Genomic DNA, 19,311 nt, shown 5'->3' on the forward strand with positions numbered 1-19,311 from the left:
TACCTGTTAGGTATGCGCGATACTAGGCCCTGCGGCACATTACCCACAGGACGCGAGGAGGAGAGCACGAGTGCGGCTGCCCCTCCTGGCGCTGCTCGCCCGTGGCCCGGCCCACGGCTATGAGCTCAAGCAGGACCTTGAGCAACTGCTGGGCTCCGCGTACCCTCAGCCGAACGTCGGCCAGATCTACGTCACCCTCGGCCGCCTCGAGAAATCGGGACTGATCGAGGGCGAGGACGTCGAGCAGTCGAGCCGGCCCAACAAGAAGGTCTACCACCTCACCGACGCCGGGCGGGAGGCGCTGCGCGCCTGGTACGAGGAGACGGCGGACGAACCGCGGGTGCGGGACGAGTTCTTCATGAAGCTGGCCCTGGCCCCGCAGACCGGTCTCGCCGACCGGATCGCGCTGATCAACCGACAGCGGCGCCAGTACCTGAACACCATGCGGCAGTTGTCGAAGCTGGCCGCCGCCGAGGACCGGGACAACCGCATCTCCCACCTGCTGATCGAGGGCGCCATGCTGCACCTGCAGGCCGACCTCGACTGGCTGGAGCGGTGCCAGGAGGAGCTGGAGGAGCTTCAGTGAGCGAGCGCACCGCTGAAGTGCTGCGCGCCGAAGGCCTGGTCAAGACGCACCACGGCGAGGGCGCCCCGGCGCATGCCGTGCGCGGGGTCGACCTGCGGGTGGCGCGCGGCGAGTTCGTGGCGATCACCGGTCCGTCCGGTGCGGGCAAGTCGACGCTGCTGCACCTGCTCGGCGGGCTCCAGCGGCCCGACGCGGGCAGCGTCTGGCTGGACGGCACGTGCACGGACGGCTACGGCGAGGCCCGCTGGGCGGTGGAGCGCCGCAAGCGGATCGGGATCGTCTTCCAGTTCTTCAACCTCGTCTCCGACCTGTCGGTCGCCGACAACGTGGAGCTGCCCGCGCTGCTCGCCGGGGTACCACCGAAGAAGGCCCGCGCCGGGCGGGAGGAACTCCTCGCCGAGCTGGGTCTTCAGGGCAAGGAGCGGAGCATGCCGGGCGAGCTGTCCGGCGGTGAGCAGCAGCGGGTCGCGCTGGCCCGTGCGCTGGTCAACCATCCGCCGCTGCTGCTGGCCGACGAGCCCGCGGGCAGCCTGGACAGCAAGGGCACCCGCGAGGTGATGCGGCTGCTGTCCCGCTTCCACGCGCGCGGGCAGACGATCCTGCTGGTCACGCACGACGCGCGGCTGGCGAGCGCCGCGGACCGGGTGATCAGCTTCTTCGACGGCCGGATCGCCGACGACGCCGCGCTCGACGGCGGCACCCCGCCGCGCCGGACCGGGACGTCCGGTGTGCTGGAGCTCAAGGACTGACATGCGCTTCCACGACCGCCCCGTGCCGAGGGGCTGAGGCCGGTGCGAGCCACTCTGCGCTGGGCGCACTCCGATCTGCGTACGCACCGCGGCGAGGCGCTGTTCCTGGTGCTGGCCACCGCGGGCATCGTCGCGTCGCTGCTGCTGGCCACGGCCCTGTTCGGGTACGCCACCAACCCCTGGCAGCGGGTCTTCGCCCAGGCGCACGGCGCGCACGTCACGCTGCACACCACCGCCTCCGCCGACGCGGGGGAGCTGGCCGGGCTGGACGGCGTGGAGTCCGTCGCCGGTCCCTACCCGACGGCCTCGGTCACCCTCGCCTCGGGAGGCGGCCGTGCCTCGGTGGAGCTGCGCGGCACCTCCGCCGAGCCCGGGGTGGGCCGCCCGCTGATCACCTCCGGGCGCTGGCTGGACCCGGCGGCCCCCGACGGGGTGGTCCTGGAGAGCCGGCTCGCGCGGGCGCTGCTGACCGCCCCCGGTGACACGCTCACGGTGCCCGGCACCACGCGGCGGCTGACCGTGGTGGGCGTCGCCGACAGCGCCGAGCCGCGCTACCGGCCGGGTGAGCGGGCGGGCCTGGTGTGGGCGCTGCCGTCGGCGGTGGCGGATCCGGGTGGCCAGGTGGTCGGGCTGCGGCTGACCGATCCGGGCGACACCGGGTACGCCGTGCAGCGGGCGGTGACCGAGCTGGGCGCCGGGGCGATCGGCGAGGTGGCCACCTGGCAGCAGGCGCGCGCCGAGGCGCAGGGCGACAACCGGCTGCTCGGGCAGGTGCTCGGCCTGTTCGGTCTGGGCGCGCTGGCCGCCGCCGGGTTCGCCGTGCACGGGGCGATCGCCACCCGGATCCGGGGGCACCTGCGGGACATCTCGATCCTCAAGGCGATCGGCTTCACACCCGGCCAGGTCGTCCGCGTCTTCCTGCTCCAGCACCTCGGCTACGCCCTGCTCGGGGCCGTGGCCGCCGCCGTGCTCACCGAGGCGCTGGGCGGCGCGGTGCCGGGGCGGCTCGGGGACGCGGTCGACGTGTGGCAGGGGCTGCCCGGACACACCGCGGCGCTGTTCGTCGTACCGGCCGGGGCGGTGCTGTTCATCGGCGCGACCACCGGGCTGGCCGCCTGGCGGGCGGGACGGGTGCCGCCGGTGCCGGTGCCGCGCCCGGCGGCTCCCCCGGCCGGGCGGCTGACCGGTGTGGCGCGGCGGGCGCTGGGGGCGCAGGTGCCGCCGGCGCTGGTCCTGGGCTGGCACAAGGCGTTCACCCGCCGGCCGCGTTCGCTGGGCGCGGTGGGCAGGCTGGCACTGCCGCTGCTGCTGATCGTGGTGGCGCTGAGCGCGTGGACCACCATCGACCGGTTCCACAGCAGCCCGGAACGGATGGGGCTGCCCACGGCGCTCAGTGTCCGTGCGGACGCCTCGCTGGGCGACCGGGAGACCCGCGCGCTGCTGGAGCGCGACCCTCAGGTCGCCGCCGCCTATCCGGGTGTGGAGGTGGCCGCGCTGGTTCCCGGCCAGACCGCCACCATCGCCCTGCGCGGCCTCGGCACCCGCGCGGAGCCGTACCCGTTCACGCTGGCCGAGGGGCGTGCCGCGCGCGGGCCGGACGAGGCGGTGGCCGGGCAGGGACTGCTCGACCTGCTGCACGTGCGGGTGGGCGACTGGGTGCGGATGACCGTCGGCGACCGGCCGCAGATCCTGCACATCGTCGGCCGCAGCATCGAACCGGAGAACGCCGGACGGACCATCTCCACCTCGCTGGACGCCCTCCGCGCCAACGACCCGGACCTGCGTCCGGCCCTCCACCAGCTCCGGCTGGACTCCGGCGCGGACCCGGCCGCGGTCGCCGAGCGGCTGACGGCGGCGGGCCGCGGCCATCTGGACGTGCACGCCGTGGCCAACCCGGCCGACGGGCTGTCCCCGCTGCGCGCGGTGGTCCTCGGGCTGATCGTGGTCCTCGCGCTGATCGGGCTGATCGAGCTGCTGACGGCGATCGGCGGCACGGTCCGCGAGGGCGAACGCGATCTGCTGGCGCTCAAGGCCATCGGCCTGACCCCCCGGCAGATCACCGCCGTCACGGTCACCGCCACGGCCGGTACGGCTCTGGCGGCCGTGCTCCTCGCCACGGCCCTGGGACTGCCGCTGGCGCACTGGCTGATCGACGCCCAGGGAAGATCGAGCGGCATCGGCGCGGGGATCGCCCGGCTTCCCTCCCCCGCGCTGCTCGTGCCGCTCGGCGCGGCGGCGGTACTGGGAGCCGCGGGCCTCGCCGCCCTCCCGGCGGCACGAGCGGCCCGACGCCGCCTCGCGGACACCCTGAGCGCGGTGGCCTGAGCGGCAGGGGCGCCTACGGCCACTTGCTTCTTTCGCCCCCGCCTCCCCTTCCCGTCCCGAACCCGGGGCTCTGCCCCCGGGGGACGGGAACGGGAGGGGGCGGCGGGGGCGAAAACCGCCGGCGTCAGCCGCCCCCACCGCGGACGTAGGGGTTCCCCTGCGGCGGTACGTGGGGCAGTCCCGCCGGCGGCATCGGCGGGACAGGTCCCGGCGCCGGCGGGAGGCTCGACGGGTGGGCGCCCAGCCGGATGCCGTAGCGCCGCTTCAGCCGGCCCGTCTCCGCCAGGGCGATCGCCGTGACGGTCACCGGGGCGCCCAGGATGAAGACGATGCCCATGGTGAGGCTGAGCCCGTGCAGATCGCCGGTCACGAGGTCCGGGATCGCCATCAGCCAACTGGTCACCGTGGCCAGCAGCGCCGGCAGACAGCGGTGCACGGCGGCCGTGCCGAAGAAGTTGCCGGAGACCCGTACGGCCCCGGAGGCCACGAAGACGAGCATCCACATCATCGTCAGACCGACGCCCATGATCGCGAACATGCTGTTCGAGCCGTTCGTCCACTGCACCAGCACCACCATCGCCACCACGCAGCCGATGAACAGCAGGAGCAGCTTGAGGGAGTTGAGCAGCGGCACCCGAAGCTGGCGCACGGTGCCGGTGCGCCGCCAGACGAAGAGCATCACGCCGACCGTCAGCGGGGTGAGCAACAGCAGCACCGCCGAGGCGGTCAGCGCGTTCTCCAGCAACTCCGTGACGTCGAAGCCGCCCTCCAGGACGGTGTAGACGCCGACGGAGGCGATCGCCCCGGCGATGACCCTGAAGCGCTTGAGCCGCTCGATGGACGGGTCGAGCGACTGCGGGATCCACGCGGGGTGGAACACCGCCCTCGCGACGTGATGGGGCTTCAGGAAGGTCCGGACCCTCAGCGTGCCGCCGGTCCAACTCCCGGACGTACGTGCCACCTCGTGCTCCCCCGAGCGCTCGCTGTGATGATCGCGGGGGATTCCACGGGAAGCGGACGGCGTCATGCCGCCCGCTTTCCCGCACCGGGCTCACCGCCGTCCGCGCAGCTCCCGGTAGGTGGCGACGAGGGCCTTGGTGGAGGCGTCCAGGCCCGGCACGTCGGCACCTTCGGTGAGGGCGGGTTCGACGCGCTTGGCGAGGACCTTGCCGAGTTCGACGCCCCACTGGTCGAAGGAGTCGATGTTCCAGACGGCGCCCTGCACGAACACCTTGTGCTCGTAGAGCGCGACGAGCTGGCCGAGCACGGACGGCGTGAGCTCGCGCGCGAGGATCGTGGTCGTGGGGTGGTCGCCCTTGAACGTCCTGTGCGGGACCAGTTCCTCCGGCACCCCTTCGCCGCGCACCTCGTCGGGGGTCTTGCCGAAGGCGAGGGCCTGGGTCTGGGCGAAGAAGTTGGCCATCAGCAGGTCGTGCTGGGCCTTGAGTTCGTCGCCCAGCTCGGCGACGGGCTCGGCGAAGCCGATGAAGTCCGCCGGGATCAGCTTCGTACCCTGGTGGATCAACTGGTAGTAGGCGTGCTGCCCGTTGGTGCCCGGCGTGCCCCACACCACCGGTCCCGTCTGCCAGTCGACCTCGCGCCCGTCCCGGCCGACGTACTTGCCGTTGGACTCCATGTCGAGCTGCTGGAGGTAGGCGGTGAACTTCGACAGGTAGTGCGAGTACGGCAGCACCGCGTGCGACTGCGCGTCGTGGAAGTTGCCGTACCAGACGCCCAGCAGGCCCAGCAGCAGCGGCACGTTGGACTCGGCCGGGGCGGTGCGGAAGTGCTCGTCGACGATCCGGAACCCGTCGAGCATCTCCCGGAAACGGTCCGGGCCGATGGCGATCATCAGCGACAGGCCGATCGCGGAGTCGTAGGAGTAGCGTCCGCCGACCCAGTCCCAGAACTCGAACATGTTCGCCGTGTCGATGCCGAAGTCGGCGACCTTCTCCGCGTTAGTCGACAGGGCGACGAAGTGCTTGGCGACGGCGGCCTCGTCCTTGAGGGCGTTCAGCAGCCAGGTCCGCGCGGAGGTGGCGTTGGTGACCGTCTCGATGGTGGTGAAGGTCTTGGACGCGATGATGAACAGCGTCTCGGCCGGGTCCAGGTCGCGGGTCGCCTCGTGCAGGTCGGCGCCGTCCACGTTGGACACGAAGCGGACGGTGAGGTCGCGGTCGGTGAAGGCGCGCAGCGCCTCGTACGCCATGGCGGGGCCCAGGTCGGAGCCGCCGATGCCGACGTTGACGACGTTGCGGATGCGCCTGCCGGTGTGACCGGTCCACTCGCCGGAGCGGACGCGGCCGGCGAAGTCGGCCATCTTGTCCAGGACGGCGTGCACGGCCGGGACGACGTTCTCCCCGTCGACCTCGACGACCGCGTCCCGGGCGGCCCGGAGGGCGGTGTGCAGGACGGCCCGGTCCTCGGTGGTGTTGATCTTCTCGCCGCGGAACATGGCGTCGCGCAGCCCGAACACGTCCGTGGCGACGGCCAGTTCGCGCAGCAGCCGCAGGGTGTCGTCGGTGACCAGGTGCTTGGAGTGGTCGACGTACAGGTCGCCGACCCGGAGGGTGTACCCGGTGCCGCGGTCGGGGTCGGCGGCGAACAGCTCGCGCAGCCGCACCTCGCCGAGCTCCTCACGGTGCTTGGCCAGTGCGGTCCACTCGGGCATCTGGTTGAGCCTGGTACGACCGTCTGCGTTCATCTCGGACTTCAGCCTTCTTCCTTGGGTGGCCCCGCTGCGTCCAACCTAATTGATCAGTGGTGAACGGAACGGAAGGAGAAGACGAAAGGAACCCGCTACGGTTCGGAAGCGCCCCAAAGGAGCGCGGGGCCGTGCCGACGTGCGGCTACCGCCGCGTGGGCGCGACCAGTCACGACGGCGCCGCGGACGGCTGACGGCACATCGCCGTACTGCCCCGCGGAACGCTCAGATCTCGCCGCGCAGCTTCGCAAGCGCTTCCGCGAGGATCGCCTCGCCGTCCGCGTCGCTGCGCCGCTCCCGCACATAGGCGAGGTGCGTCTTGTAGGGCTCGGTGCGCGGCGGGTCCGGCGGGTTGTCGCGGTCCTGCCCGGCCGGGAATCCGCAGCGGGGGCAGTCCCAGGTGTCGGGCACCTGCGCGTCGCTCGCGAAGCTCGGCTGTGTCTCGTGCCCGTTGGAGCACCAGAAGGAGATGCGCAGCCGGGGCGCGGACTCGCCGCGCTCGGCCTCGCCCATCGGGCCCGCCCCGACCCGGCTTCCCCGGATCGCGTTGCCACTTGCCACGGTCGTAACTCCCTGCGTGATGGTGCCGCGAAACGAGTCGGCGTGCCGCTTCGCTGCGAGCGCCTCAGTCTACGTAAGGCCCAACGCACGTCCAGTGTGGGGAGTTACCACCCCCGTATCCAGACGCAGGCCCCATGATAGGCCGCGCTCTGCTGCGCGTACCGGACATGGGGCCTTACGTGCGGAATGCCTGGGGAACGGGTGCGTGACGCGCCCTCGGGTCAGTTGCTGACCTTCATGGTGATGCCGAGCACGACGATGCACGCGAACCAGAGCAGACCGACCACGAGGGTGATCCGGTCGAGGTTGCGCTCGGCGACCGAGGAGCCGCCGACGGAGGACTGCATGCCACCACCGAACATGTCGGAGAGGCCGCCGCCCTTCCCCTTGTGCATCAGCACCAGCAGCATCAGCAGCAGGCTGAAGACGATCAGGGCGATGGAGAACCCCATAACCACGGCTGGACCAACTTCCTCGGATTCGGATGGACGACGCGGGGCCCAGCACTGTGCTGGACCCCGCAAGGGTACGACGGATCGCTGCTAGCGCATACTCGCAGCTTGCCGATTCGCCTCCGGGGCGCTCCCAGCCGGTGTCGAGCCGCCGACCGTGCTCAGCCCTTCGGGCCTCCGCGCTCCCCCACGCTCGAACACACTCGCGCGGGGGGGACCCCCATGCCGGCTCGACACCGGCCGCGCCCCTGCGGCTCACTGGTCGCGGAAACGAACGATCTTGACGAACTCGTCGGAGTCCAGCGAGGCGCCGCCGACCAGGGCACCGTCGATGTCGGCCTGCGCCATGATCTCGGCGACGTTGCCGGACTTGACGGAGCCGCCGTACTGGATGCGGACCTTGTCGGCCAGCTCCTGGCCGTACAGCTCGGCGAGCTTGCCCCGGATGGCCGCGCAGACCTCCTGGGCGTCCTCGGCGCCGCAGACCTTGCCGGTGCCGATGGCCCACACCGGCTCGTAGGCGATCACGACCGTCTCGGCCTGCTCGGCCGGGAGGTCCTTCAGACCGCCCTCGACCTGGGCGAGGGTGTGGGAGACGTGGTTGCCCGCCTCGCGGACCTCCAGCTCCTCGCCGACGCAGAGGATGGGGGTGATGCCGTGCTTGTAGGCGGCCTTCACCTTGGCGTTCACGATCTCGTCGGTCTCGGCGTGGTACTGCCGGCGCTCGGAGTGCCCGACGGCGACGTAGGTGCACTTCAGCTTGGCCAGCATCGGGCCGGAGATCTCGCCGGTGTAGGCGCCGCCGTCGTGCGCCGAGATGTCCTGGGCGCCGTACGTGATCTTCAGCTTGTCGCCGTCGACCAGGGTCTGCACGGAGCGCAGGTCGGTGAAGGGCGGCAGGACGGCGACGTCGACGGCCTCGTAGTCCTTGTCGGCGAGGGCGAAGGCGAGCTTCTGGACGTGGGCGATGGCCTCGAGGTGGTTGAGGTTCATCTTCCAGTTGCCGGCCATCAGCGGCGTGCGGGTGGTCATTGAGGTCAGTCCTCCAGTGCGGCGAGGCCGGGGAGCGTCTTGCCCTCGAGGTATTCGAGGGAGGCGCCGCCACCGGTCGAGATGTGGCCGAATGCCTGCTCGTCGAAGCCCAGGATGCGGACGGCCGCGGCGGAGTCGCCGCCGCCGACCACGGTGAAGCCCGGGGAGTCGAGGAGGGCCTGGGCGACCGCCTTGGTGCCCTCGGCGTAATCGGGGTGCTCGAAGACGCCCATGGGGCCGTTCCAGAAGACGGTGGCGGCGTCGGCGAGCTTCGAGGCGTACAGCTTGCGGGTCTCCGGACCGATGTCCAGGCCCATGTGGCCGGCCGGGATGGCGTCCGCGGCGACGTTGGTGGGGTGGGCCGGCGCCTTGGTCTTCATGTCGGGGAACTCCGCGGCCACCAGCGTGTCGACCGGCAGCACCAGCTCGACGCCGTTCTTCTCGGCGCGCTCCAGGTACTCCAGGACGGCCGGGATCTGGTCCTCCTGCAGCAGGGACGTGCCGATCTCGTGGCCCTGGGCCTTGAGGAAGGTGTACGCCATGCCGCCGCCGATGAGGATGCGGTCGGCCTTGCCGAGCAGCTCGTCGATGACGGCGAGCTTGTCGGAGACCTTGGCGCCGCCGAGGGCGACGACGTAGGGCCGCTTGACGTCGTCGGTGAGCTTCCGCAGGACGCCGACCTCGGTGGCGATGAGGTGACCGGCGTAGTGCGGCAGCCGTGCCGGGAGGTCGAAGACCGAGGCGTGCTTGCGGTGCACCGCGCCGAAGCCGTCGCCCACGTACAGGTCGGCGAGGGCGGCGAGCTGATCGGCGAAGGCGCCGCGCTCGGCGTCGTCCTTGGACGTCTCACCGGCGTTGAAGCGCAGGTTCTCGATGACCGCGACCTGCCCGTCGGCCAGTCCCGCGACGGTGGCGGTCGCGGACTCGCCGACGGTGTCGGTCGCGAACGCGACGTCGGCGCCGAGGAGTTCGCCGAGGCGCGCGGCGGCCGGGGCGAGCGAGAAGGCGGGGTCCGGGGCGCCCTTGGGGCGGCCCAGGTGGGAGGCGACGACCACGCGGGCGCCCGCCTCGGCGAGGGCCTTGACGGTGGGCAGCACGGCGCGGATACGGCCGTCGTCGGTGATGGTGGTGCCGTCCAGCGGCACGTTGAGGTCGGCGCGGACGAAGACCCGCTTGCCCGCGACGCCTTCGGAGAGGAGTTCGTCGATCGTCTTCATGAGGGCTCCCTGGCTAGAGCAACGTGTTCAGCGACATGTTCAGCGACGTGTTCGCTCGTGATCGCTCGTGATCGAAAGAGGGCGACCGTTCCGATACGTGCGTCAGGGCTCGGACAGCGCGTTGCCGCACCGGCCGAGCCCTGCACTCATATCAGGCTGCCCGCCCCGCGATCAGAGCTGGTTGCCCACGAAGACCGTCAGGTCCACGAGGCGGTTGCTGTAGCCCCACTCGTTGTCGTACCAGCCGATGACCTTCACGCTCTTGCCGTCCTGGACCATGGTCAGGGACGAGTCGAAGGTGCAGGACGCCGGGGCGTTGACGATGTCGGAGGAGACGATCGCGTCCTCGGTGTACTCGAGGTAGCCCTTCAGCTCGCCCTCGGCGGCCTTCTGGAAGGCGGCGTTGACCTCTTCCTTGGTGACCTCGCGGGAGAGCTCGACGACCAGGTCGGTGACCGATCCGGTCGGGACCGGGACGCGCATGGCCATGCCGTCCAGCTTGCCCTTGAGCTGCGGGAGCACCAGGGCGGTGGCCTTGGCGGCACCGGTGGTGGTCGGGATGATGTTCTCGGCGGCGGCACGGGCGCGGCGCAGGTCCTTGTGCGGGAAGTCCAGGATGCGCTGGTCGTTCGTGTACGCGTGCACCGTGGTCATCAGACCCTTGACGATGCCGAAGTTCTCGTCGAGCACCTTCGCCATCGGCGCCACACAGTTGGTGGTGCAGGAGGCGTTGGAGATGACGTGGTGGTTGGCCGCGTCGTACTGCTCGTGGTTGACGCCCATGACGAGGGTGATGTCCTCGTTCTTCGCCGGGGCGGAGATGATGACCTTCTTGGCGCCGCCGGTGATGTGCTTCTCGGCGTCTTCCTTCTTGGTGAAGATGCCGGTCGACTCGATGACGATGTCGACGCCCAGCTCGCCCCACGGGATGTCGGCGGGGTTGCGCTCGGAGAGCACCTTGATCGTCTTGCCGTCGACGGTGATCGTGTCGGCGGTGTGGGTGACCTCCTGCTTGAGGCGGCCCAGGATGGTGTCGTACTTCAGCAGGTGGGCGGTGGTCGCGGTGTCACCCAGGTCGTTGACAGCCACGATCTCGATGTCCGCGCCCTGCTCCAGCAGCGCGCGGAAGTAGTTGCGACCGATGCGGCCAAAGCCGTTGATGCCTACGCGGATCGTCACGAACCGATCTCCTCGTTGGTACGCCGGCCCGATGTGCCGGCGAGCTGTATTTGGGATGTCCCCGACCACTGCCGACCCTACCTCTCCGGGGCCCCGGCCGTGACATCGAGTTGCCCCATACCCGGCAGGGCGGTCCGTACCCGTCAGTAGGGTGCGGACCGCCCCGTCCGGTGCTCCGTCGTCACTCGATTTCGTTACGGATCGTCAGTGTGCGTTGACGCGAGGTGTCACCCGTCCAGGGCGGCCAGCGCCTTCCTCAGCAGCGCGGTCCGCTCGGCCGCGGAGGTGAGGTGCTCCAGGCCGAAGCCCAGCAGCACGGTGTCGCCGGTGGTGACCGCTCCGTAGGTCTGGAACAGCGCTCCGGTGCGCGTCCAGTCCTTCAGGACGGCCGGGCTGCCCGCGGGCGGTCCGGAGACCGTCCAGGCGCCGAGCGAGCTCTCGAAGCCCTCGGTGTCGGCCGCGGTGCCGCCGACCACGAGCGAGGCCTGGTCGGCGAGGACGCCGTGGCCGCCGCTGCCCGGGTCGGTGACGTAGGCGAGGGAGACCTCGACCGTCTTCCCGGCGTAGGCGCTCAGGTCGAACTCCACCTGCTGCCAGCCGCCGGCGGAGCCGGTGAGGCTGTTCCAGGAGCCGGTGGTGCCGGTCGCGGTGCAGCCGTCGTCACCCAGCGTCAGGTAGTGCTCCAGCCAGGGGTGCTCGCCCATGTAGAACCCGGCCGCGCACTCGGCCGGCACGGTGGTGCGGGTCGCGCCGCCGGCCTCGGGCAGGGTCGTCCAGTCGTCGGCGCCGGTGGTGTGCGCCTCGACGACGACGTGGTCGTAGCCCGGCTCGGTGTCCCACAGGAGCTGGGTGCGCAGGGTGGGCCTGTCGGCCGCGGCGGTGCCGGTGAGGTCGATGGTGCGGGTGAGGCGCTTGTAGCCGTCGTCGGTGTGCACGGCGGCGGCCATGGAGGAGCCGGCGTAGGGCCCGTACGGGTTGACCGTGCCGGGGAACTGTCCGGCTCCGGCGCTCGCGAACTGCGGGTACGTGTCGGCGGGCAGTTCGTCGGAGGTGACGCCGTAGGTGCCGGCCTTGTCCAGCGGGTTGCCGGGTGCGTCGCCGAGCGGGCCGGTGAAGCCGCCCAGGCCGCCGGAGCCGGTGAACGCCGTGGCCCCCGGGGTGGAGGTGCGGGAGTAGGCGCCCAGGTAGTACTGGCCGAAGTCGTCGGACAGCGTGCCGCCGCCGAGGTCGACGCTGCCGCCGGCCTGCTCGCCCGCCTCGATCAGCCGGCCGCCCTCGTTGAGGAAGGCCCGCAGCTGGAGCTGGGTGGCGATGCCCGGGGTGGCGGCGCCGGTGTGGTGGACGACCGTGTCGAAGTGGCTCAGCACGCCGAGCGCGTCCGGGGCGCCCTGCTCGGCGACGTCCCAGACCGCCGCGCGGCGGCCGTTGGCCTTCAGCGCGTCGACGTACTTCTGGGCCTGCGTGGCCTTCGCGCCCTCCTCGGCGACGACGAGGACGTCCGCGCGGGGCCGTTCGGCGACGGTGTAGGTGAAGTGCTCGCTGGAGACGTTCCGGCCGCCGCGGGCCTCGCCGGTGAACCACACCTCGACCCTGTCGCCCGGGTCCGCGTGCCTCACCTCGGCCCGGTACTCGTCGAAGTGGAGGTTGTCCTCACCGCCGTACCGCTCGCCGCCCTTCCACCGTCTGAGGTCCGCGTCGTGCGTACGGCCGCCGTTGACGCGGTACTTGAGCTCCTTGTCGCGCACGGCCTTGCGGACGACGACGGAGACCTCCTGGTCGGCGCCGCGCGCGTACGACGTGCCGAAGGCCGCCGGGGTGAAGTCCGCGGCCTCCAGGCCGACCGAGGAGGACGGCCGGTCGGGGTGGGCGGCGGTCTCGGCGACGGAGAGCGCGAACGGGATGTTCTTCGCGAACTCCTGCTGGATCAGCTTCTCGTCGTCGGGGAAGTTGAAGCCCGACCGGCAGTCGCTCGCGTTCCACTCGTCGTCGGGGTCGGCTTCGGAGACGGTCTGGCAGGTCGACATCTCGGGGGTGAACATCGCCATGCCGTTGACGTTGGCCGCGTGGCCGTCGGCCTCACCGTTGGTGGTGTACAGCTCGGAGGAGAGCTGCGGGTGGTAGCCGGGGATCGCGGAGTTGTCGGGCGTGCCGGCGAGGGCCTCGTAGAGGACGTCGTCGGGGGTCGGCGTGGCCACCTGCCAGCCGACCCCGTAGAGGAGGAGTTCGGCCGCGGAGTGGTAGTTGATGCCGTAGGTGAAGCCGATGCGCTTCTCGAAGGCGTCGATGGCCTTGGTCTCGGGCTCGGAGCCCGGGGTCGCGCCGCGGTAGGTCTGGCTGGTGGGGTTGGGGGACGAGCCCTCGTCGTCGTAGCCCCACTTGTAGGGGAAGTTGCGGTTGAGGTCGACGCCGTCGCCGGTGCTGATGACGCCGTCGCCGTTGACGTCCCGCAGGTTCTTGCGCCAGAGGCGGTTGTCGTCGTCGGCGAAGGTGTAGTCGTAGCCGTCGGGGTTGGCGGAGAGGACGAACCACAGTTCCGTGGTGTCCACGATCTTCTTGATCCGCTTGTCCGTGCGGTACGAGTCCAGGTAGTGGTGCATCAGCCGCCGGGTCATCTCCGGCGTGATCCACTCGCGCGCGTGCTGGTTGGACATGTAGAGGACCGAGGGCTTGGAGCCGTCCTTGGTCTTCTTGGCCTTCCTGGTGAGCTTCAGGGCGAGGATGTCCTGGCCCTCGACCGTCTTGCCGATGGAGACGACCTTGGTGAGGTCGGGGTTCTCCCGCGCGGTGCGCAGGATCTCCTCCCGCAGGCCGCCCGCTCCGCTGTACGGGCGGAACACGCCCTCGGCGGCGTCCTCGACGCGGGTCTCCGCGCGGGCGGAGAGCGCGTGCTCGGTGAGGTCGACGCCCTGTTCCTCCAGCTTTTCGGCCTGTCCCTCGGTGAGGTAGACCTCCACGGTGGCCGTGCCCTTGTCGGGCACCCGCTCACCGAGTTCGTGGCCGTCCTGCCCCGCCGCGAGCAGCAGGGGCACCTGCCGCTTGGTGACGTCGGCGCGGAAGACCTTGACCTCGTCGGGGTCGGAGGCCGCGGGGTTTCCGGGTTGTGCCTGGGCGATGGGTGCGAAGCCCGCTCCGCCGATCAGGAGCGTGCCGACAGCGAGGATCGATCTCGCTCTGTGTCTCATGAGCCCCCCAGAGAGTGGTCCGCCACAGCAGCGAACAGATGCCAGGCTCATGACACAACATGATCGAGTCAAGGGCGCCGCCACGACACGCGAAAACCGGCGCCGGTCACCCGAGTGGGCGCCGGCGCCGGTCCACTGACCGTCCGTCAGACCATGAGCTTGTCGTCCAGCTCCTCGCCGATGCCGGCCTCCGTGCCCGGGATGCCCAGGTCGGAGGCGCGCTTGTCGGCCATCGCCAGCAGCCTGCGGATACGGCCGGCCACGGCGTCCTTGGTGAGCGGCGGGTCGGCGAGCGCGCCCAGCTCCTCCAGGGAGGCCTGCTTGTGCTCCATGCGCAGCCGGCCGGCCGCGGCGAGGTGCTCGGGGACGTCGTCGGCGAGGATCTCCAGGGCGCGCTGGACGCGGGCGCCGGCGGCCACGGCCGCACGGGCGGAGCGGCGGAGGTTGGCGTCGTCGAAGTTGGCCAGCCGGTTCGCCGTGGCACGCACCTCGCGGCGCATCCGGCGCTCCTCCCAGGCCAGCACCGACTCGTGCGCGCCGAGCCGGGTGAGCAGCGCGCCGATCGCGTCGCCGTCACGGACCACGACCCGGTCCACGCCGCGCACCTCGCGCGCCTTGGCGGCGATCGACAGCCGGCGGGCGGCACCGACCAGGGCGAGCGCGGCCTCGGGGCCGGGGCAGGTCACCTCCAGGGAGGAGGAGCGACCGGGCTCGGTGAGGGAGCCGTGGGCCAGGAAGGCGCCGCGCCAGGCCGCCTCGGCGTCACAGGTGGCCCCGGAGACCACCTGCGGGGGCAGACCGCGGATCGGCCGGCCGCGGCCGTCCACCAGGCCGGTCTGCCGGGCGAGCTGGTCGCCGCCCGCGACCACCCGGACGACGTAGCGCGAGCCGCGGCGCAGTCCGCCCGGGGCCATCACGATCAGTTCGGAGCTGTGCCCGAAGATCTCCAGGATGTCCCGCTTGAGGCGGCGGGCCGCCATCGCGGTGTCCAGCTCCGCCTCGATCACGATGCGCCCGCTCACCAGGTGGAGGCCGCCGGCGAACCGCAGGATGGCGGAGACCTCCGCCTTTCTGCAGCAGGTACGGGTGACGGGGAGCCGGGAGATCTCGTCCTTCACCGCTGCCGTCATCGCCATGGGCCGATCCTTCCATGCATCCGAAAAATACGGTCGTACGCGGCGGCCAACAGCTCCGGGTCGTGCCGGGGGCTTCCGTCGGGCCTGGCCACCGGGGCCAGCTCGACCGCGGCGCCGAACCGCTCGGCGGCATCGGTCAGGGAGTCGCGGTCGGGCACGGCGGCCTCGTCGGCCAGCACCACGTCCAGGGCGAGTTTAGGGGCGTGTCGTCCCAAAACCTCCAAATGACGCTGCGGGGAGAAGCCCTCGGTTTCTCCTGGCTGCGGGGCGAGGTTAAGGGAGAGTACCCGGCGCGCCTTGGTCTCGATGAGGGCGTCCAGCAGTTCCGGCACGAGCAGGTGCGGGATGACCGAGGAGAACCAGGAGCCGGGGCCGAGCACCACCCAGTCGGCGTCGAGGACCGCCGCGACCGCCTCGGGGACGGCGGGCGGGTCGTTCGGCACGAGGTGCACGGACTGCACCTCGCCCGGGGTGAGCGCGACGGTGGCCTGACCGCGGACGGTGCCGACCTCGTCGGGCCGCTCCGGGTCGTGGCCCTTGACCAGGGCCTGGAGCTCCAGCGGCACGGCGGACATGGGCAGCACCCGCCCGTGCGCGCCGAGCAGCCGGCCCACCAGGTCGAGGGCCTGGACGTGGTCGCCGAGCTGCTCCCACAGGGCGACGATCAGCAGATTGCCGACCGCGTGCTCGTGCAGGTCGCCCTGGGACTGGAAGCGGTGCTGGATGACGCGGGCCCAGGTCTGGCCCCAGTCGTCGTCGCCGCACAGCGCGGCCAGGGCCTTGCGCAGGTCGCCGGGCGGCAGCACGCCCAGCTCGTCGCGCAGGCGCCCGCTGGAGCCGCCGTCGTCGGCCACGGTGACGACGGCGGTGAGGTCGCCGGTGATCCGGCGCAGCGCGGCGAGCGAGGCGGACAGGCCCATGCCGCCGCCGAGGGCGACGACCTTGGGCTGGGCGCCCCGGCGGCGCGGTCTCGCGCCACGGGTCTCGGCCGGCCGGCCCGCGCGCCCCTCGGGGACCGCCCTGCGCAGCCGGCTCAGCCGCGGAGTACGTGGTGTCATTCCCGTCCCATGTCCCGGTGGACCACCACCGTCTCCACGCCCTCGGCGACGAGCCGGGCGGCGAGCTTCTCCGACATGGCGACCGACCGGTGCTTGCCGCCGGTGCAGCCGACGGCGATGGTCACGTAGCGCTTGCCCTCACGGCGGTAGCCCGCGGCGACCAGCCGCAGCATCTCCGCGTACCGGTCGAGGAACTCCTTGGCGCCGGGCTGGTTGAAGACGTACGACGCCACCTCCTCGTTGAGGCCGGTGTACGGGCGCAGTTCGGGGACCCAGTGCGGGTTGGGCAGGAACCGCATGTCCACGACCAGGTCGGCGTCGACCGGGAGGCCGTACTTGAAGCCGAAGGACATGACGGTGGCCCGCAGCTCGGGCTCCTCCTCACCGGCGAACTGGGCGTCCATCTTGGCGCGCAGCTCGTGCACGTTGAGGCTGGAGGTGTCGATCACCAGGTCGGCGTCGCCGCGCAGCTCGCGCAACAGCTCCCGCTCCGCGTCGATGCCGTCGACGATGCGGCCGTCGCCCTGCAGGGGGTGCGGGCGGCGCACCGACTCGAAGCGGCGCACCAGGGCGTCGTCAGAGGACTCCAGGAAGACGGTCCGCCGGGTGACGCCCCGCGCGTCGAGGTCGGCGAGGGACTCGCGGAGGTTGTCGAAGAAGCGCCGGCCGCGGACGTCGACGACGACCGCGATCCGCGCCACGTTGCCCTGGGAGCGTGCGCCGAGCTCCACCATGGTGGGGATCAGCGCGGGCGGCAGGTTGTCCACGACGAACCAGCCGAGGTCCTCCAGACACTTCGCGGCCGTCGAACGGCCGGCCCCGGACATGCCGGAGATGATCACCAGCTCGGGGATGGCCGCCTCGGGCACCCCGGCCTTTTCCTTGCCCGTACTCACCTGTGCTCCGTCGTCCTGGCGGGCGGTCCGGTCGGTGCCGTCCCCGCCCGCCTCCTGCTGCTGTGTCCGGTCCCGCTCCGGCGCGGGTCCCGCCTCGTGCTCGGTCATCGTTCCTGCCCCCGTCGTTCGTCCGGGGCGCCCGTGGTGACGGGCTCCCCGGGAGAACCCGTCGCCTGCCCGGGTTCTTCCGTGTCATCCATGATCTCGCCCGTCGCCGTGTTCACGGCGGGGGCGGCGGGTGCCGCCTGGGCGAGGGCCGCGACGATCGTCTCGGCCGTCTTGCGGCCTATGCCCGGAACCTCGCGGATCTGGTCGATTGTCGCCGATCGCAGCCTCTTCACCGAACCGAAGTGCTTGATCAGCGCCTGCTTGCGGGACTCGCCGAGGCCGGGCACGTCGTCCAGCGGGCCGGCGCGGAAGCGCTTGGCGCGCTTGGCGCGCTGGTAGGTGATGGCGAACCGGTGGGCCTCGTCGCGGACCCGCTGGAGCAGGTAGAGGCCCTCGCTGGTGCGCGGCAGCACCACCGGGTCGGTCTCGCCCGGCAGCCAGACCTCCTCCAGCCGCTTGGCGAGGCCGCACACCGCGATGTCGTCGATGCCCAGTTCGTCCAGCGCCCGCCGGGCCGCCGCGACCTGCGGCGCGCCGCCGTCGACGACGACGAGCTGCGGCGGGTAGGCGAAGCGTCTGGGGCGGCCGTCGTCCTCCGTGAGGGTGTTCCCGGGCGGCTCGGCGAGGCCTCCGGGGGGTCCTTCGGCGCCGGGGGCCTCGCCGTCGGTCCACTCCCCCGTGCGCTCCTTCTCCGCGAGGTAGCGCCGGAAGCGGCGGGTGATCACCTCGTGCATGGAGCGGACGTCGTCCTGCCCGGCGAAGCCCTTGATCTGGAAGCGGCGGTACTCGCTCTTGCGGGCCAGTCCGTCCTCGAAGACGACCATGGAGGCCACCACGTCGTCGCCCTGGAGGTGCGAGATGTCGTAGCACTCGATCCTGAGCGGGGCACTGTCCAGCTCCAGGGCGTCGGCGATCTCCTCCAGCGCGCGCGAGCGCGTGGTCAGGTCGGAGGCGCGCTTGGTCTTGTGCAGCACGAGCGCCTGCTGGGCGTTGCGCTCCACGGTCTCCATCAGGGCCCTCTTGTCGCCGCGCTGCGGGATGCGCAGGGAGACGCCGGAGCCGCGCCGCTCCGTCAGCCACTGCTGGACCGGCTCCACCGGGTCGGGCAGGGCGGGGACCAGGACCTCCCGGGGGACCGCGTCGCCGGTCTCCTCGCCGTAGAGCTGCTGCAGCGCGTGCTCGACGAGGGCGCCGGTGGTGATCTCCTCGACCTTGTCGGTGACCCAGCCGCGCTGGCCGCGCACGCGTCCGCCGCGCACGTGGAAGATCTGGACGGCCGCCTCCAGCTCGTCCTCGGCGACCGCGATCAGGTCGGCGTCGGTCGCGTCGGCGAGCACGACCGCGCTCTTCTCCATGGCCTTCTTCAGCGCCCCGATGTCGTCGCGCAGGCGCGCGGCCCGCTCGTACTCCATCTCCTCGGCCGCCTCCGCCATCCGCCGCTCCAGACGGCGCAGGTAGGCGCCCGTGCGGCCGGCCATGAAGTCGGAGAACTCCTCGGCCAGCGCGCGGTGGTCCTCGGCGGAGATGCGGTCCACGCACGGCGCCGAGCACTTGTCGATGTAGCCGAGCAGACAGGGGCGGCCGGTGCGGGCGGCGTTCTTGAAGACCCCGGCCGAGCAGGTGCGCACCGGGAAGACGCGCAGCAGCAGGTCCACGGTGTCCCGGATCGCCCACGCGTGCGTGTACGGACCGAAGTACCGTACGCCCTTCTTCTTGTGACCGCGCATCACCTGGACGCGCGGGAACTCCTCGTTCATCGTCACCGCGAGGTACGGGTAGCTCTTGTCGTCGCGGTACTTGACGTTGAACCGGGGGTCGTACTCCTTGATCCAGGAGTACTCCAGCTGGAGCGCCTCGACCTCCGTGGACACCACCGTCCACTCCACGGAGGCGGCCGTGGTGACCATGGAACGGGTGCGCGGGTGCAGCCCGGCCAGGTCCTGGAAGTAGTTCGCCAGGCGCTGGCGCAGGCTCTTCGCCTTTCCGACGTAGATCACCCGGCGGTGCTCGTCGCGGAACCGGTAGACCCCCGGCGAGTCGGGGATCTCACCCGGTTTGGGGCGGTAGCTGGAGGGGTCGGCCATGTCTCACACCCTACTGGCGGGGACCGACACCGCGGCGGGCCT

General features: G+C 71.6%; 15 protein-coding genes. 3 read left to right on the plus strand and 12 right to left on the minus strand.

The features are described from left to right. The first annotated feature begins 70 nt into the window (after positions 1 to 70). The 3 genes from ACIA6T_RS01690 to ACIA6T_RS01700 are packed head-to-tail and all read left to right on the plus strand — an operon-like array spanning position 71 to position 3,660. Complete coding sequence (locus ACIA6T_RS01690) at positions 71 to 586, plus strand: PadR family transcriptional regulator (protein WP_399444549.1); 516 nt, start codon at positions 71 to 73, stop codon at positions 584 to 586. After that, positions 583 to 1,335, plus strand: a complete 753-nt coding sequence (locus ACIA6T_RS01695) for an ABC transporter ATP-binding protein (RefSeq protein ID WP_399444550.1) — start codon at positions 583 to 585, stop codon at positions 1,333 to 1,335. The genes ACIA6T_RS01690 and ACIA6T_RS01695 overlap by 4 nt, the downstream gene beginning before the upstream one ends. 42 nt (positions 1,336 to 1,377) lie before the next feature. After that, positions 1,378 to 3,660: an FtsX-like permease family protein gene (locus ACIA6T_RS01700; RefSeq protein ID WP_399444551.1), complete on the plus strand. Its 2,283-nt coding sequence runs from the start codon at positions 1,378 to 1,380 to the stop codon at positions 3,658 to 3,660. A gap of 124 nt (positions 3,661 to 3,784) precedes the next feature. Here ACIA6T_RS01700 and ACIA6T_RS01705 read toward each other — a convergent pair whose 3' ends face one another. The 12 genes from ACIA6T_RS01705 to uvrC all read right to left on the minus strand — a co-directional run bounded on the left by ACIA6T_RS01705 (position 3,785) and on the right by uvrC (position 19,269). Continuing rightward, entirely contained in the window at positions 3,785 to 4,621 is an 837-nt protein-coding gene (locus ACIA6T_RS01705) for a hypothetical protein (RefSeq protein ID WP_399444552.1), read from the minus strand. A gap of 90 nt (positions 4,622 to 4,711) precedes the next feature. After that, positions 4,712 to 6,364: a glucose-6-phosphate isomerase gene (gene pgi / locus ACIA6T_RS01710; RefSeq protein ID WP_399444553.1), complete on the minus strand. Its 1,653-nt coding sequence runs from the start codon at positions 6,362 to 6,364 to the stop codon at positions 4,712 to 4,714. Between the two features lie 225 nt (positions 6,365 to 6,589). Beyond that, the gene (locus tag ACIA6T_RS01715; RefSeq protein ID WP_003957010.1) at positions 6,590 to 6,925 is read right to left on the minus strand and encodes an RNA polymerase-binding protein RbpA; all 336 of its coding nucleotides are present in this window, start codon (positions 6,923 to 6,925) and stop codon (positions 6,590 to 6,592) included. A gap of 221 nt (positions 6,926 to 7,146) precedes the next feature. Then, positions 7,147 to 7,377: a preprotein translocase subunit SecG gene (secG, locus tag ACIA6T_RS01720; protein WP_179167131.1), complete on the minus strand. Its 231-nt coding sequence runs from the start codon at positions 7,375 to 7,377 to the stop codon at positions 7,147 to 7,149. 255 nt (positions 7,378 to 7,632) lie between these two features. Next, positions 7,633 to 8,409 (minus strand): triose-phosphate isomerase, encoded by a 777-nt coding sequence (gene tpiA, locus ACIA6T_RS01725; RefSeq protein ID WP_399444554.1) that lies wholly within the window; start codon positions 8,407 to 8,409, stop codon positions 7,633 to 7,635. A gap of 5 nt (positions 8,410 to 8,414) precedes the next feature. Next, positions 8,415 to 9,626 (minus strand): phosphoglycerate kinase, encoded by a 1,212-nt coding sequence (locus tag ACIA6T_RS01730; RefSeq protein ID WP_399444555.1) that lies wholly within the window; start codon positions 9,624 to 9,626, stop codon positions 8,415 to 8,417. Positions 9,627 to 9,797: 171 nt separating this feature from the next. Further along, entirely contained in the window at positions 9,798 to 10,805 is a 1,008-nt protein-coding gene (gene gap, locus ACIA6T_RS01735) for a type I glyceraldehyde-3-phosphate dehydrogenase (RefSeq protein ID WP_385051990.1), read from the minus strand. Positions 10,806 to 11,032: 227 nt separating this feature from the next. After that, positions 11,033 to 13,987 (minus strand): M14 family zinc carboxypeptidase, encoded by a 2,955-nt coding sequence (locus ACIA6T_RS01740; RefSeq protein WP_399444556.1) that lies wholly within the window; start codon positions 13,985 to 13,987, stop codon positions 11,033 to 11,035. 146 nt (positions 13,988 to 14,133) lie between these two features. Then, the gene (gene whiA / locus ACIA6T_RS01745) at positions 14,134 to 15,123 is read right to left on the minus strand and encodes a DNA-binding protein WhiA (protein ID WP_385051995.1); all 990 of its coding nucleotides are present in this window, start codon (positions 15,121 to 15,123) and stop codon (positions 14,134 to 14,136) included. Further along, positions 15,114 to 16,181, minus strand: coding sequence for a uridine diphosphate-N-acetylglucosamine-binding protein YvcK (yvcK, locus tag ACIA6T_RS01750; protein WP_399444557.1), 1,068 nt, complete (start codon positions 16,179 to 16,181; stop codon positions 15,114 to 15,116). The genes whiA and yvcK overlap by 10 nt, the downstream gene beginning before the upstream one ends. After that, positions 16,178 to 17,185: an RNase adapter RapZ gene (gene rapZ, locus ACIA6T_RS01755; RefSeq protein ID WP_399444558.1), complete on the minus strand. Its 1,008-nt coding sequence runs from the start codon at positions 17,183 to 17,185 to the stop codon at positions 16,178 to 16,180. Before rapZ ends, yvcK begins: the two co-directional genes overlap by 4 nt. Beyond that, positions 17,182 to 19,269 (minus strand): excinuclease ABC subunit UvrC, encoded by a 2,088-nt coding sequence (uvrC, locus tag ACIA6T_RS01760; protein WP_399444559.1) that lies wholly within the window; start codon positions 19,267 to 19,269, stop codon positions 17,182 to 17,184. The genes rapZ and uvrC overlap by 4 nt, the downstream gene beginning before the upstream one ends. Between the last annotated feature and the right edge of the window lie 42 nt (positions 19,270 to 19,311).

This window comes from Streptomyces sp. NPDC051740 (assembly GCF_044453165.1).
Taxonomy (GTDB): domain Bacteria; phylum Actinomycetota; class Actinomycetes; order Streptomycetales; family Streptomycetaceae; genus Streptomyces; species Streptomyces atrovirens.